The organism is Kovacikia sp. CALU 1929 (assembly GCF_056784235.1).
In genome coordinates this window covers 114,773-129,132 of the sequence record NZ_JBXBCF010000057.1, presented here as the reverse complement: position 1 = coordinate 129,132, position 14,360 = coordinate 114,773, and the positions used below count along the sequence as shown (strand labels likewise).

Genomic DNA, 14,360 nt, shown 5'->3' with positions numbered 1-14,360 from the left:
TAATGTCTCAGCTTACTTAACATAACTTTAAATTAGTTACAATTCTAGAAAGTATCTTTCAAAGCTGAGCCAAGCAACTCGGTCATCAACACTGAGTTAACGGTTGGTTTAGCCAACTACTCATTACCCGACCTTTCGACTCTTTCGTCCGAGTCTGGTTTTATGTAGGTTCACTTTTTCCAGTCCCACATCCTAATTCAGGTCGCCCTTCAGCTTATGGACTCAAAGCTCTCTCACCTAAAACTGCCCCTATTTCCGCTTCTGCTCATCTCACCTTTCTTCTTCTGGGGAACGGCGATGGTAGCGATGAAAGGTGTCATTCCCCACACGACTCCCCTATTTATGGCAGGAGTGCGACTGGTACCGGCAGGTTTGCTGGTGCTGGCAGTTGGGGTTTTAATGGGCAAACCGCAGCCAAAGGGGTGGACAGCATGGCTCTGGATTTCATTGTTTGCGCTGATTGATGGGACCCTATTTCAAGGCTTTCTGGCTGAGGGGTTGGTTAGAACGGGCGCGGGTTTGGGATCTGTCATGATTGACTCTCAGCCTCTTGCAGTTGCCCTGATGGCTCTGTGGTTGTTTGGTGAAAGGATTGGTTTTTGGGGTTGGCTTGGCTTGGCACTGGGCGTCACTGGAATTAGCTTTCTAGGTCTGCCGGATGAATGGATTCTGGAAATTTTGCAAAATCGCTCATTGCCTGAAGGGTTTCAACTGGGTGCCAACCTGGTGAGTGATCTGTTTCAGAATGGGCAGTGGTTGATGTTGCTGGCAGCGTTGTCAATGGCTGTCGGAACGGTGATTATGCGCTACGTCAGTCGCCATGCTGACCCGGTAACGGCGACGGGCTGGCACATGATTCTGGGAGGTTTGCCCTTATTTGCCCTCTCGTCTCAGCTTGAAACTGAGCAGTTTATCCATTTGGATTGGTCAAACTGGGTCGCAATGGGTTATTCGACGGTGTTTGGAAGCGCGATCGCCTATGGTCTATTCTTCTACTTTGCCGCCAGTGGTAGCCTGACTAGCCTCAGTTCTCTCACTTTTTTAACCCCCGTCTTTGCCCTTATGTTTAGCAATTTGTTCTTGGGCGAGATGCTGAGTCCAGTTCAGTGGGCTGGGGTTGGTTTTACGTTGGTGAGTATTTACCTGATTAATCAGCGGGATGTTCTGACTGAGAAATTTAATCAGATTCGGAACATATCCATTCCAGAACAGGGGCACTCGTCTCCAGTTGAGACAACCATGGTCAATTTGCCTAAGGTCCCGCTCGATTAACCAAGCAGGAGTGACGCAGTGTGAATTTGGTAGCCAAGATCCCCGGCATCTCGTTGATCTGCGTGTAATTGGCTAGAGTAAATTTCACAGATGCCGGGATCTGGAAATTGTTGCACACCGCATTGTTGTTCTACCTCCAAGACTCGCTTGAATCTATTATTGTTATCTACTTCCGTTGGTCCCCTCGGTTCCGGGCTGGGGGGTGGTGTTGAGCTAACTCTGCACAACATTGCCAAAACCCTGCTTCAGCGTGGTCATAGGATTCAAATTGTGGCTCCTAAAGGTTCAGTTTGCGCATCCTTTCCCGTGGTTGAAATTTCTGGTGAACTGCAAACCACTGCCCAGAGTGAGGGACGCGACACCTGGATCACCATGCCCCCCGATTCCGTATTAGCGAATCTATGGGGCTATGCCCATCAAGTACAGGATGGGTATGATCTGCTGCTAAACTTTGCCTACGACTGGCTGCCCTTTTACCTGACCCCATTTTTTCACCGTCCGATCGCCCATCTGGTCAGCATGGGTTCCCTCACCAACGCAATGGATCGGGTAATTGAACAGGTTGTGGTTCATTACCCCGGCACGGTTGCCGTCCATAGTCGGGCACAGGCAGAAACCTTCTCGTTTGGGGCACACTGCCGCAGCCTGGGCAACGGGTTTGATCTATCCCTTTACCAGTTCTGTCCGGAACCTGAGAATTACCTCGGTTGGGTGGGGCGGATTGCGCCCGAAAAAGGACTGGAAGACGCAGTGGCGGCGGCACAAGTCACGAACATTCCGCTTAGAATCTGGGGGGTGTTACAGGATGCTCACTACTGGCAGGACATCTGCGACCAGTATCCCAACGCACCCGTCAGTTATGAAGGGTTTTTGCCAACTGTCGAACTTCAGCAGGAGTTGGGGAAATGTCGGGCACTGGTGATGACTCCCCGCTGGATCGAGGCATTTGGCAATGTGGCGATCGAAGCCCTTGCCTGCGGGGTGCCGGTGATTGCTTACCGTCGAGGTGGACCAGCGGAAATTGTAGTGGATGGCAAAACTGGGTACCTGGTCGAACCCGATCGCGTGGATGGGTTGGTCGAAGCGATCGCCCGCCTGGATCACATTGACCGGCTCACCTGCCGCCAGTACGCAGAAGCGGAGTATTCTCTCGATGCAATGGGCGATCGGCTGGATCAGTGGTTTGCCGATATTTTGTCGAATTAAGCGAAATAGACACGTTGGTAGACGAGATTCCCGATGTCTGTTCAGGATAGAAGGATTTTTCTCGTAGGGTGGGCATTGCCTACAATGTCTGTGGACTAAGCAATACAGTGTTGTAAGCAATGCCCACCCTACAGGCTACAGGCTTCTGAATGCTAGAAGGGTTGCTAGGGAGCTAACGCTAAGCAACATCAGGTTGTAGAGGTACAGTAGCAATCAAAGGACAAATTTCGCGATCATCTTGCCTGGAGTCAGGAATTTCTGCCCAACGATCGCGATACTCTTCAAGCTCAAACTTGAACGCTGTCATTTGTTTGATTTGTGCTTCCAACTGCTCAATCTTGCGATTTATTAAATTTTGCACCAATGAACAAGGTGGTTCCCCGCGATCTCGGACATCAAGAATCTGCCGGATCTCTTCCAAAGAAAATCCTAGTGCTTGAGATTTTTTGATGAATTGAACCTGCTGAACTGTCTCAAAACTATAGTAACGATAGCCATTATCCCCTCGTTCAATGGGATACAACAACTTCAACGTTTCGTAATAGCGCAACGTACCAACCGAAACGCCGGTTTGCTTGGCAATATCCCCAATTTTCAAGAAAGCAGTGGCAGTCATAATCGTTTCTCGCCGACTCAATAAATCCATCATAAACTCTATAGCCGACTAGAAGGTCAAGTCTTTTCCTGCCAATTTTCTTAAGCGATTCTCCCTTGACTCTATAGTTGACTATAGGGTTTAGCCTTGACTTGTTGAGTAACAAGGAGAAACCCCTATGACTTTACTAACAAAGCCCAACGTAACCGGAAATGTAAGAGTCTATCGGATGTCAACCCCTGATCATGAGTGTCCCTGGGGAATTCGAGCCACTAACTTGCTAACCGAAAAGGGAATTGAGTTTGAAGACATTAAATTGCGATCCCGAGAAGAGGTAGATGCCTTCAAAGCTGAGCATAACGTTGCCACAACTCCCCAGATTTTCTTTGGAGAGGAACGAATTGGTGGATATTCTGACTTGGCTGAACGATTTCAAGTATCTCCTGAGAAACCGGATTACTCCTACACCCCTGTCATTGCACTTTTTTCCACTGCTGGGTTGGTTACTCTGGCAACATCCTTAGGTATGACAGGTTTCATGGGTATTTCCCTATCGATGCTTGCCTCACTCAAGCTCATGGATATCAATGCGTTTGCAACCAGCTTTGAAAAATATGACCTGCTGACAAAGCGCTTCAAACCTTATGGGAAAACCTACCCATTTATCGAGTTACTGGTTGGGTTAGGGTTTCTGTCTGGAGTGGCTCCTTTAGCTACAGGTATCAGTTCTCTAGTTGTTGGACTAGCAGGTGCTACATCTGTCTTTAAAGCAGTTTACATAGACAAATTAGCATTGAACTGTGCTTGTGTGGGCGGTAATTCCAAAGCCCCATTGGGTCTTATCAGTTTTGCTGAGAATGCAATTATGGCAGTTATGGGAGCAAGCCTAATTTTCTCCTCAATTCCTGTCCAGGAATTAAAGTCTATGCAACCTAATGCTGTTTCTGCTCCAGAAATCCTTGAACTGGAAACAAGCGATCGCAGTAGTAGACAAGGCATACCAAAACTTTAAATGCTGGGTGTTATGAAAGCAGTAGAACAACCCCGTTGCACCCGACCAAAATGTGACCGGTTAATCTGCGGGGTTGTTTGTAGGGGTGAAGGGGGCGTTAGCCATCTGAAAAATGTTGAAAGCCCTGTTCCAGATTGAGAGAAAGGTCTGGAAATTCTCCTGTCGAATCGACTAGCCAGACTTCCGAGCCTGGGGTAATTGTGCCAATGATGGCTGCTCCCTCGCCAAGCTTAGAAATCAGGGTTTGAGCAGCTTCTAAAGGAAGGCAAAGCACCAGCTCAAAATCTTCTCCGCCATAAAGTGCCCACTCCATCGCTTTTTCAGCACCGACCCAGGCAGGTAACATCGGTGGAATTGGAATCTGACTGCGTTCCACGATTGCCCCTACCCCACTGGCGCAGCAAATCTGGACAAGGGCATCGGCTAAACCATCACTGCTGTCCATGCCGGTGGGAGGGAGGGGGGGAGAGGGGGAGGGGGGGAGGGGAGGAAGTAAAGGGAGAACGTCTAAGCGGGGAATGGGGCGCTGGTGGGCGCGGATTAGAGCGGTGCGATCGCCTGCGTTTAGAGATTGTCCCAGTTCGGGATGAAGCAACAACTCTAAGCCAGCGCGGGAAGCCCCATGAAAGCCTGTAACAACAATGGCATCACCAGGTCGAGCGGTAGAACGACGAATAACCTGGGAAGGATCGGCTTCGCCCAGGGCTGTGATCGCTACTGTGATCACAGGCGATCGCACCACATCACCTCCTGCAATCACAGTTCCATACTGCTGCAAGCACTCCACCATTCCCTGATAAAACCGTTCTACCCATTCAATCGAGGTAGTTCCCGGCAGACCCAAACCGACTGTAATCCCTAAGGGGGTGGCTCCCATCGCGGCAAGGTCAGAAAGGTTCACGGCTACAGCCCGCCAGCCTGCGTCCTCCGGGCTGGTAGTCTGATCACTGAAATGAACCCCATTCACTAAAACATCCGTTGTGACGATGAGCGATCGCCCAGGGGATGGAGTCAAAACCGCTGCATCATCTCCTACCAGTTCCTCAGGGCAGAAGGCTTGCAAGCGTTTCAGCAGCCCCTGTTCCCCTACTTCCTGGACCAACCGCCCCATCTTTAATCCTTTATTCGTGTGAGGTGCGAGGTGTTTTCAGCCTTCACCCTTCAGTGTTTAACTTTGTTTAACTTTCACCACTCATCTCGCTGGTATTCAAGCTGGGGCGATCGACGCAGTTTGGGAAATCGGTAGAAAGTATCCCCGTCAGCATCGATCTCAAGTTCTGCTCCAAAATGCTTGACCTGAATATCGAGAAACTGTTTTGTCACCTCTGCATCCACCTTCGCCTCGATCGCCAGCCGAATCAAAGAAACACAGCTATTCTCTGACTCCAATAAGTAGTAGAAGGCTCTCTCCAACCGTTGCTTTTGCTGACTACTATTGACAGATTTAAGCAGTACCGAACTGACCAGTACGCAAACCCCAGCAATGAATACCCACTCCAGAATGACCATAGAGAAAATTGAAGGTGTTGCGATCGCTTCCTTGTTCTACTGTAACGGCTCAACCCAGTAGACACAAAGAAAGTGAGTGGGAAAATGAGTCGATGGGGAACCTGTTAGATTTTTGATGTTAACCGTAAAAAGGGACTCAGGGAAATCAGGAGTCAAGGGAAACAGAGAACCGTTCTGAGGACAAGTCCCAGACAGATAGATGAGACCACCCATCCACTCATCCACTATTCACACTTCCACCCAAATCCCCTCATCCACCTCAAGCTGTACCCGGCTCCACCAAATTCTCCAGTCCCCTAAGCACCTTGGCGGATTCAATCTTGTCTCCCGCTTTTAGTTGACCCAGAACCTCTTTCCCCTCAATCACAAAACCGAAAACAGAGTAGCGGCCATCCAGCAGGTTCAACCCTGCCGGGGTTAATTCTGGTTCAAACAGGAAGAAAAAGAATTGGGAGGAACCCCCATTCGGATCTTCACCGGGGCGTGCCATCGCCAGGGCACCATAGGCAGAAAAGGGAAGCACGGGTAAATCCTTGTACCGCCCTGCGTCTTCTAAAGTAATTCCATAGGTTGGAGCTTCATCTCCCTGCACCAAGACTTCCAGAGGAATTGCCCGATATTTCTTGGTTTTGGGATCGATAAAACCGACCTCTGAACCCGGTGGATCGCCAACCTGCAAAACGTAGGAGTCTTCCTGGCGGGTAAAGGGTAAATCGTTGTAAAAGCCACGCTGCACCAGGTCTACAAAATTACCGGCGGTTACTGGAGCACTGTAGCCATCAACCACGGCGACCAGCTTGCCCTTGTTTGTGACAAATTCAATGGTGGCACGCCCTTTGAGTTGAGGTAAATTGCTATATTCCTTCGGCACCTCGTAGGGAAACTTTTGAACCATCATTTCCTCAAGCAGCCCCACCAGGTTCAACAAATTTCCTCGTTCGGTCAAGGCTTGATCCCGCTCTTTGGCATCACTGGCTGCCTGTAATTTGGGAATCCCTTCCTTCAGTTGAGCAATCAGACTTTCTGCCTCCGATTTGCGAACATCAGGAATGCCAGCGAGCAAATCTACCTCACGGGTACTTAGAAGCCTGGATGCCTTGCTAATGTCGCCCGAAACGGCTCCCCAACGGCGCTGTGCCCGAAGCTGTTCTGAAATATCCTCCAGACTTTTTTGCAGTTCTCGGATAGCAGAATTATCAATTGGCAATGCGTTTCGCAGCAGTGCTTTACCATCTGTAATTGCATTTCCGGCGGGCATACTGCTAGGTCTTTTGGCGGCTGCACCAAGACCCAGGGACAAAACCAACAGTAGTACCAGAGTAACTCCAGCTCTCAGCCAGTATTGAAAGCGGTCAAATCCTTTTAATAACATATTAAAAATTGCTCAAACTCGGCATCTGTCCGGGCACCCTGACCGTGTGGCACTCTTTACAGAAGAAGCCTCAAAACCCAGATGCCCTCACCTCAATATCTTGCCACAGTGAGAGACATGTGAGGTTAAGGATGAAGGTGTACGGCTCTACCATACATCCATCATCCTTTCGTCTTTACGACTCCCTAGAGGGGTAAAATGAGGTGCCAAGCATTTTCTCCAGAAACGACTCATGATCTCTAGTAATGATTTTCGACCCGGCGTCAGTATTGAGCTAGACGGAGAGGTCTGGCGGGTTAGGGATTTTCTGCATGTAAAGCCGGGTAAGGGGTCTGCATTTGTGCGCACCACGCTTGAAAACGTCAAGACTGGCAAGGTTTTGGAACGTACCTTTCGAGCCGGTGAAACGGTGCCCCAGGCAAACCTGGAAAAGATTACGATGCAGTACACCTATAAGGATGGAACCGATTATGTGTTCATGGATATGGAGTCCTATGAGGAGTCCCGTTTGACGGCTGAAAAGATTGGCGATCGCGTCAAATACCTCAAAGAAGGGATGGAGATCAACGTAGTCCGCTGGAATGAGCAGATTATGGGCGTTGAGCTGCCGAATTCGGTAGTGTTAGAAGTGACTCAGACCGATCCGGGTGTTAAGGGTGATACGGCAACCGGGGGGACGAAACCAGCCATTGTGGAAACGGGAGCACAGGTCATGGTGCCTCTATTTATTTCAATTGGTGAACGCATTAAGATTGACACCCGCTCAGATGCCTATTTAGGACGGGAATAGACGGTTATGGATGGTTGAGTGGTTAAGTGGTGTTCGTCCCAAGCTTGAAATAATTCACGAACCCTGACACCTGACATCTATTTGAAAACCACTGGTGTGATTGAAGGGAGCTACGAAGACTGTGCCATTGGATTTGAACGAACTCCGCGAACTACTGACCGCTATCAGCCAAACAGACATCGCGGAACTAACGCTGAAAAGTGCTGATTTTGAATTGACTGTGCGGAGGGGTTTCCAGGGGCAGGCTGGGGGAGCGAATAATTCTCTTGCAGTAGTCACTCCAGCTTTGGTTGCCTCCCCTCCCAGCGTTGATGCCGGATCGGCTACAAGGGATATGGCTGAAGTTGCGGTGGCTCCTCCTAGCCAGTCGTCGCCTCCGCCAACCAGCGATCGCCGCCTGCTCGAAGTTGTGTCACCTATGGTCGGTACCTTCTACCGTTCTCCATCCCCCGATGAACCGCCCTTTGTAGACTTGGGCGATCGCATCCGTAAAGGGCAAACCGTTTGTATCATCGAAGCCATGAAGCTGATGAATGACCTGGACTCGGAAGTGGCTGGAGAAATTGTTGAGATTCTGGTACAAAATGGGCAGCCGGTCGAATACGGTCAGATTTTGATGCGAGTCAACCCCGACTAAGCACTCATGCCCTATCCCATTCTTTATGTAGCTGTGACCAACCACGGTTTTGGTCATGCAACGCGCTCTGCTGCCATTGCCGCTGAAGTCAAACGCCTCTGTCCCGACATTACCCTCATCCTGGCAACGACGGCTCCCCGCTGGTTACTGGAGTCGTATATTCAGGCAGACTTTATCCATCGTCCCCGCGCTTTTGATGTTGGCATTTTGCAGAGCGACAGCGTCACGATGGATAAAGCCGCAACGCTGGAAAAACTTCAGCAGGTTCGGGCACAACAAAACCACTTGATCGCCTCTGAAGTCAACTTTCTGAAGCAAAACCGGGTCGGGCTGATCCTGGCAGATATCCCACCGATCGCAACTCTGATGGCAAAAGCCGCCGGAATTCCCTGCTGGATGTGTAGCAACTTTGGCTTTGATTTTATTTACCGTCCCTGGGGAGGGGCATTTGAGGAAATGGCTGATTGGATTGGTGACTGTTTTAGCCAGTGCGATCGCCTGTTCCGACTGCCGTTGCATGAACCCATGAGTGCTTTCCCCGTGGTGACGGATGTGGGGTTTACGGGAGGTTCTCCTCGTTATAGCGTGGAAGAGGTAAGGGAAACCTTTGGGATCACGGTGGCAAAAGAGCGTACCGTTCTGATGACTTTTGGTGGCTTGGGGTTGAGCCAGATACCATATCAAAACTTAGAGCACTTCCCCGACTGGCAATTTCTCACCTTTGACCGCGATGCCCCCAATCTGCCCAATCTGCGGAAGGTTACTGATAATCAATACCGCCCTGTAGATCTGATGCCAATCTGTGGGCAAATTCTTTCCAAACCGGGCTACAGCACCTTCTCTGAAGCCTGTCGCACAGGAACTCCGCTCATCTCTATCACCCGCGACGACTTTGCCGAAGCCCAAATTTTAATTGAGGGCGTCCAGCATTACCTTCCCCATCAGGTATTGGCTCCCTCGGAATTTTTTAATCATCAGTGGGATTTCCTGCGTCAGCCGATGCAGTCACCCCGCCCGCCGCAGCACGAAGTAACCGATGGCAATCAAACCGTTGCTCAAGCCGTGATCAACTTTCTCCAAAGCGCGTAACATACTCAAATAGGTTTCTTGCACGCTCATTCTGATCGTGAGTTGATGGAGGACATGGATGGCGACTACACCTGTAAGAGAAAAGCATCGAGTCAAAATTTACACCACTGATCAGTGGGAGATTCAAGGGGATATTTCAATTCCTGCTGGTGGCTACAACGCCCGCCTGTCAGACTTTCTCAATAACGACCATACCTTTATTGCTCTGACTAATGCCGTCGTTTATGGAACCGATGGCAAGCTGTTAGCCAATGAGAGCTTTCTTTCCGTGAATAAACAAGCCATCAAGCTGGTAGTGGAGGAAAGCCCAGACAACTTTGACAATGAATAAGGCACTTTGAAGGAAGTTACTTTTCAAACCGTTGTCCAGTCCACCCTCGTTTTTTTCAAGCCTTCTCGCTTGCTCAAGTTAGAAAGGTTGCTGCGATTAGTTTGAACGTAACCAATCACTGCTTCACTGTCGGTTTTGGAATACTCTCGCAGCGCCCATCCGATCGCCTTCTGAATGAAAAACTCGTTTGAACTGGCATTCAGAGTGCAGTAGCGAAATAGCCTTGCTGCATCAGTCTCTTGCTTATAGGTCAACTGATGCAAAATCGCTGTTCGGCGTAACCATAGGTTTTCATGGGTGCTATATCGCTCAAGCGTTGGCAGCAGTTCAGGAAACCGAAGCATCAGCGCACCGACGGTATGGGAAGCGATCGCATCTACCGTATCCCACCAAGACTTATGAATAATCAGATGTTCAACGAATGGCATTGCCCCTGGCGTAAGTTCAGCCCCATACTTACGTAACAAATCCAGGGCACAGTATTGATACTCCCGCTCATCCTTTTCCCACAGCAACAGACATGATTGAACCAGCCAGTCTTCACTCAGATAGGGCTTGAGTTGTGGCAAAAAATCCCGGTTAATTCGTTCCCGTTCCGGCGTTTGAATCCCCAGAAAAAGAAACCAATTTTTCATATAAGCTGCCATCCCAACCGCCTTGTCAGGATTTCGGTGAGCTTTATACCGTTCACCGACCAACTGCACCCATTCACCAGGACTCATAGCACCTGACACTTAACACCTACGCCGCTAATAGCTCTTCACCAACTCCCTGCTTCACCAACCGTCTGCCCACTGCCGCTGCAACAGGTTCCAGGCTAGTCACCAGATCAATCATGTCTTCCAGGGAAAGCGCCTGACGAGCATCAGAAACAGATTGTTCAGGAGTGGGATGACATTCAATCATTAAACCATCTGCACCACAGGCGATCGCCGCTCTTGCCAGATCGGGAATCAACTCCCGTTTACCAGCGGCGTGGCTGGGGTCTACAATCACCGGCAAATGGGTAAGCTGACGCAGGGCAACCACGGCTCCCAGATCCAGCACATTGCGAGTGTAGTTGTCGAAACTACGAATTCCCCGTTCGCACAGCACCACATTGGGATTGCCATGTGCCATCACATACTCTGCCGCCATCACAAATTCCTCGATCGTTGCCGATAGTCCCCGCTTCAGCAAAATTGGTTTGTCAACAGATCCCAGCGCTTTTAGCAGTTCAAAGTTCTGCATATTGCGACTGCCAATCTGAAGCATATCTGCGTAGGCTGCAACAGGTTCAATCTGGGCAATCGACATGACCTCAGTAATGACAGGAAGATGGTAGCGATCGCGAACCTCTGCCAGCACCTTTAACCCTTCTATCCCAAGTCCCTGAAACGAATAAGGGGAGGTGCGCGGCTTATACACACCTCCCCTTAGGGCATGAACTGCAACCGGCGCAAGCTCTGCCGCAATCTGCTCCATCTGCGCCAGACTTTCGACCGCACAGGGTCCACCAATCACCACCACATCCCGACCACCGATTTCGACTTGACCAGACAACCGGACAACCGTCTGGTGAGCGGCATAGGATTTACTGACCAATTTAGCGTCCAACACTTGCAATTCTCCTTAAATCAAAAATTGACCTGACCACTGACCACTGACCACCACGAAACAACTAACAACTACCCTTCCTCCCAACAAAAAACCCGAAACCTTTTGGGTTCCGGGTTTCACGAACAATGACGCGACAAACCTACCCGGAACGTTCCCTGGTCCAAAAGGTAAAGCTAAAAAACCATGCCATCAGATTTGCCATTGTTTGCCGTATTAGAGGGGATTATTTAGAAGGGATTAAATTAAAAAGCCGCAGATAGGACTCTGCGGCTCACCTGGAGAATGCTCAGTCAAAACTGAATTCACTCCAGGTGAACCGCCCAATACCAAAAATAAAAATAGGGATTGCTGCCCATCATTAGCTTTGCCAAAGTACTATAAATACTTGTCTGAATTGAAGCTAACAAAGGAAATAAGCTACGTCAAGCCCCCAGTTGAGTAAACAACGGAAAAAGGTTTCCGGGTATGGCTGAAACAGAAATGAATTGGGTAGGAGCGATCGCATCAACGTCTCCGCGGCGGTTACTCTGCGTCATAGGTTCAGCAATCATTCTAGTGGTCCGTCAGGTATCAGGTACCAGGAACATATCAGGTACCAGGAACAGTTGCCAGATTTACGCCAAGCCATCCCAGGGATACGTATTTATACCAGAGTTGATAATCTGCTTCCGTAAAACGCTGATAGCTCAGCAAACACTAAACTTTTGAGGGATGTTATTTTCTACGGCGGAATGTGAAAAATTAATTAAGATTGGTGGGAAGTTTTATTGAGACATCCGTTGCAAATGTAGAAATTACGGAAAATTGATTCAGTAAAATTCCGTAACTGTCTCAGCTCATTGGACCTGAGCGGATAAAATGGAAATACTAAAGGAGCAATTAGTATTCATGGGTGCCTTGTTTAAGACCTTACGTAAAGTCCCCGGTATGTCTGGCATTCATTTCGCCACAGTCTTTGCTCTGTGGGCATTGGTAGAGTTGACCGTTGCCAGAGGCAGTCAGTGGCATAAGCTCGTGAATCCCCAAGATACTTTTTTGATAGTTTCTAACCCCCAAGTAATCTTAGATCTAGCTCCAGCAAGCTCTTTCAGCGTCGTCAGCTTTAAGCCTAGAAGGATTCAGGGTCCAAAGGGTCCTACTGGTGGTGCCGGAACCCGCTGGACCTCCTGATCAATCACTGCCCAAGCTATATATCTGTTGCTTGCGTTCCGTAGGGGCACTGCAATGCAATGCCCCTACCAGAAACCGGCCACACATTTGAAACACCACCCGCCCGACCATACCTCAATCCCTTGAAAAGGGCTACATTGGGCGGTAGACTCGGTAGTTGATATCCGGAAAGATATTGTCGATCGCCTCAACCTTCTCTAACCAACCGGAATCCACCTTGCTCTGTTTCACTTCGTCATAAAGTTTGTGGAAGCGCATCAGGTGCGATCTCGTTCGGCGCACAGCATAGGGCACCATGGTTCCGGTTCGCATAATAAATGCCCAGTCCGAGGACTGCGCCAGCAATAACTCCCGTGCTGCCTGATTCAGTGCCCGCCACTCCAACTCATCCGTTGGCTCCTGTGTTGCCAGTTCAATCATCCGTTCTGCGGCTTTATGCAAATGGGGATAGATCCAGGCATTGGTATCATTTAGCCAGTATTCGTGGAAGCCCTTGAACCCCCAGCTTGACTGGGAAGGCATACACACCTGCTGGGTTGGGTTATCTTGCAGATAGTCTGCCAGATGGGTCATGGAATAAGTATGCTGGTCGTACCAGGTCTTGCGGAACAGATAATCGATAAACCAGGGACCCTCATACCACCAGTGTCCAAAGAGTTCCGCATCATAGGGTGAAACAATGATGGGCTTGCGTTGCATGATGCCATAAAGGTGTTCGACCTGGCGCTCCCGGTTATAGGAGAAGTTTCCGGCATGTTCTGCCGCTTTTTCCCTTGCCCAGTAGGGGTCATATAGCTGCTTGTCTCCCAGTCCTAAGCCCTTGCCGGTAATTTTGTGGTACTTAATACCAACGTTTTTCCGCTGTCCATTGGGCATGACATAGGGCTTAATGTACTCGTATTCGGCATCCCAGCCCAAATCGCGATAGAACTCCCGGTACTCATGCGCTCCTGGATAGCCGACCTCCGATGACCATACCTGCTGAGAGGATTCGTGATCTCGCCCAAAGGCGGCAACTCCAGCGGGGGTAAACACGGGCGCATAGGTGCCAAAGCGGGGACGGGGACGGGCATAGAGAATACCATGACCATCGGTGAGGAAATAGCGCAGTCCGGCATCTGCCAGCATTCGCTCCACCCCTTCATAGTAGGCACATTCCGGCAACCAGATCCCTTTTGCTGGACGACCAAAGGATTGCTCATAGTGTTCAACGGCGACCTTAATCTGTGCCCAAACTGCCTGGGGGTACATTTTCATCAATGGCAGGTAGCCATGGGTGGCTCCACAGGTGATGATTTCCAGATTGTTGGATTCAGCAAACAGGTTAAATGCCTTGACCAGGTTGCGATCGTACTTCTCCCATATAATGCGTACCTGGTTAAATTCTTTAGCGTAATGCTCTGATAGATAGCGGAGGTGACCGTTATAGGCATTCCGCTCAATTTCCATCTCAGCCAGTTCTTCTAGCTTGGCGAGGTGATCATCGTACCGCTCTTGTAGTAGCGGATCGAGGAGCATCGACACCAGGGGGGGAGTCATGCTCATCGTGATCTTAAAGTCGATGCCGTCGCGTTTTAGCCCCTCAAATACCTGAAGTAAGGGAATGTAAGTTTCTGTAATTGCCTCGTACAGCCATTCCTCTTCCAGCACATAGTCGCTTTCTGGGTGGCGAACAAAGGGCAGGTGAGCATGCAGAACAAGGGCAAGATATCCAATACTCATAGGGATTCTGGGTTAAAAATGGGTCGTTATCGCAACATGGGTTGCAAACGATTGTA

The 14,360-nt window shown here is 49.6% G+C and carries 16 protein-coding genes; 8 read left to right on the top strand and 8 right to left on the bottom strand.

Annotated features, from left to right (window positions below; all coding sequences use genetic code 11):
• Window positions 1-297: 297 nt before the first annotated feature.
• Window positions 298-1,272, top strand: a complete 975-nt coding sequence (locus tag AC1S52_RS07125; RefSeq protein ID WP_482028324.1) for a DMT family transporter — start codon at window positions 298-300, stop codon at window positions 1,270-1,272.
• A gap of 147 nt (window positions 1,273-1,419) precedes the next feature.
• Window positions 1,420-2,478, top strand: a complete 1,059-nt coding sequence (locus AC1S52_RS07120) for a glycosyltransferase family 4 protein (RefSeq protein WP_482028323.1) — start codon at window positions 1,420-1,422, stop codon at window positions 2,476-2,478.
• 178 nt (window positions 2,479-2,656) lie between these two features.
• On the opposite strand, the gene AC1S52_RS07115 is transcribed toward AC1S52_RS07120, so the two are convergent.
• Entirely contained in the window at window positions 2,657-3,127 is a 471-nt protein-coding gene (locus tag AC1S52_RS07115; RefSeq protein ID WP_482028322.1) for a heavy metal-responsive transcriptional regulator, read from the bottom strand.
• Between the two features lie 124 nt (window positions 3,128-3,251).
• Between AC1S52_RS07115 and AC1S52_RS07110 the strand changes: the two genes are divergently transcribed.
• Complete coding sequence (locus AC1S52_RS07110) at window positions 3,252-4,085, top strand: glutaredoxin family protein (protein ID WP_482028321.1); 834 nt, start codon at window positions 3,252-3,254, stop codon at window positions 4,083-4,085.
• 97 nt (window positions 4,086-4,182) lie between these two features.
• On the opposite strand, the gene thiL is transcribed toward AC1S52_RS07110, so the two are convergent.
• The 3 genes from thiL to AC1S52_RS07095 all read right to left on the bottom strand — a co-directional run bounded on the left by thiL (window position 4,183) and on the right by AC1S52_RS07095 (window position 6,966).
• Entirely contained in the window at window positions 4,183-5,196 is a 1,014-nt protein-coding gene (thiL, locus tag AC1S52_RS07105; RefSeq protein WP_482028320.1) for a thiamine-phosphate kinase, read from the bottom strand.
• Window positions 5,197-5,270: 74 nt separating this feature from the next.
• Window positions 5,271-5,594: a hypothetical protein gene (locus AC1S52_RS07100; RefSeq protein WP_482028319.1), complete on the bottom strand. Its 324-nt coding sequence runs from the start codon at window positions 5,592-5,594 to the stop codon at window positions 5,271-5,273.
• A 259-nt stretch (window positions 5,595-5,853) separates the two neighbouring features.
• The gene (locus tag AC1S52_RS07095) at window positions 5,854-6,966 is read right to left on the bottom strand and encodes a peptidylprolyl isomerase (RefSeq protein ID WP_482028318.1); all 1,113 of its coding nucleotides are present in this window, start codon (window positions 6,964-6,966) and stop codon (window positions 5,854-5,856) included.
• Between the two features lie 232 nt (window positions 6,967-7,198).
• On the opposite strand from AC1S52_RS07095, the gene efp reads away from it, so the two are divergent.
• The 4 genes from efp to AC1S52_RS07075 all read left to right on the top strand — a co-directional run bounded on the left by efp (window position 7,199) and on the right by AC1S52_RS07075 (window position 9,813).
• Entirely contained in the window at window positions 7,199-7,756 is a 558-nt protein-coding gene (gene efp / locus AC1S52_RS07090) for an elongation factor P (protein ID WP_482028317.1), read from the top strand.
• 121 nt (window positions 7,757-7,877) lie between these two features.
• A complete protein-coding gene (accB, locus tag AC1S52_RS07085; protein ID WP_482028316.1) occupies window positions 7,878-8,393 on the top strand; it encodes an acetyl-CoA carboxylase biotin carboxyl carrier protein in 516 nt (171 codons plus the stop codon).
• A gap of 6 nt (window positions 8,394-8,399) precedes the next feature.
• On the top strand, window positions 8,400-9,482 hold the full coding sequence (locus AC1S52_RS07080; protein ID WP_482028315.1) for a glycosyl transferase: 1,083 nt from the start codon (window positions 8,400-8,402) through the stop codon (window positions 9,480-9,482).
• A 58-nt stretch (window positions 9,483-9,540) separates the two neighbouring features.
• Window positions 9,541-9,813, top strand: coding sequence for a DUF6812 domain-containing protein (locus AC1S52_RS07075; RefSeq protein ID WP_482028314.1), 273 nt, complete (start codon window positions 9,541-9,543; stop codon window positions 9,811-9,813).
• 23 nt (window positions 9,814-9,836) lie between these two features.
• Here the strand turns inward: AC1S52_RS07075 and AC1S52_RS07070 are convergent, their stop codons facing one another.
• From AC1S52_RS07070 to AC1S52_RS07060, 3 genes are all read right to left on the bottom strand, one after another.
• Window positions 9,837-10,535 carry a DNA alkylation repair protein gene (locus AC1S52_RS07070; RefSeq protein ID WP_482028313.1) on the bottom strand — a complete coding sequence of 233 codons (699 nt, stop codon included), beginning with the start codon at window positions 10,533-10,535 and terminating at the stop codon, window positions 9,837-9,839.
• Window positions 10,536-10,554: 19 nt separating this feature from the next.
• The gene (gene aroF / locus AC1S52_RS07065) at window positions 10,555-11,412 is read right to left on the bottom strand and encodes a 3-deoxy-7-phosphoheptulonate synthase (RefSeq protein ID WP_482028312.1); all 858 of its coding nucleotides are present in this window, start codon (window positions 11,410-11,412) and stop codon (window positions 10,555-10,557) included.
• 422 nt (window positions 11,413-11,834) lie between these two features.
• Entirely contained in the window at window positions 11,835-11,963 is a 129-nt protein-coding gene (locus tag AC1S52_RS07060) for a hypothetical protein (RefSeq protein ID WP_482028311.1), read from the bottom strand.
• 307 nt (window positions 11,964-12,270) lie between these two features.
• Here AC1S52_RS07060 and AC1S52_RS07055 point away from each other — a divergent pair, with 307 nt between their 5' ends.
• Complete coding sequence (locus AC1S52_RS07055) at window positions 12,271-12,582, top strand: hypothetical protein (protein WP_482028310.1); 312 nt, start codon at window positions 12,271-12,273, stop codon at window positions 12,580-12,582.
• A 132-nt stretch (window positions 12,583-12,714) separates the two neighbouring features.
• On the opposite strand, the gene AC1S52_RS07050 is transcribed toward AC1S52_RS07055, so the two are convergent.
• The gene (locus tag AC1S52_RS07050) at window positions 12,715-14,304 is read right to left on the bottom strand and encodes a glycoside hydrolase family 57 protein (protein ID WP_482028309.1); all 1,590 of its coding nucleotides are present in this window, start codon (window positions 14,302-14,304) and stop codon (window positions 12,715-12,717) included.
• Between the last annotated feature and the right edge of the window lie 56 nt (window positions 14,305-14,360).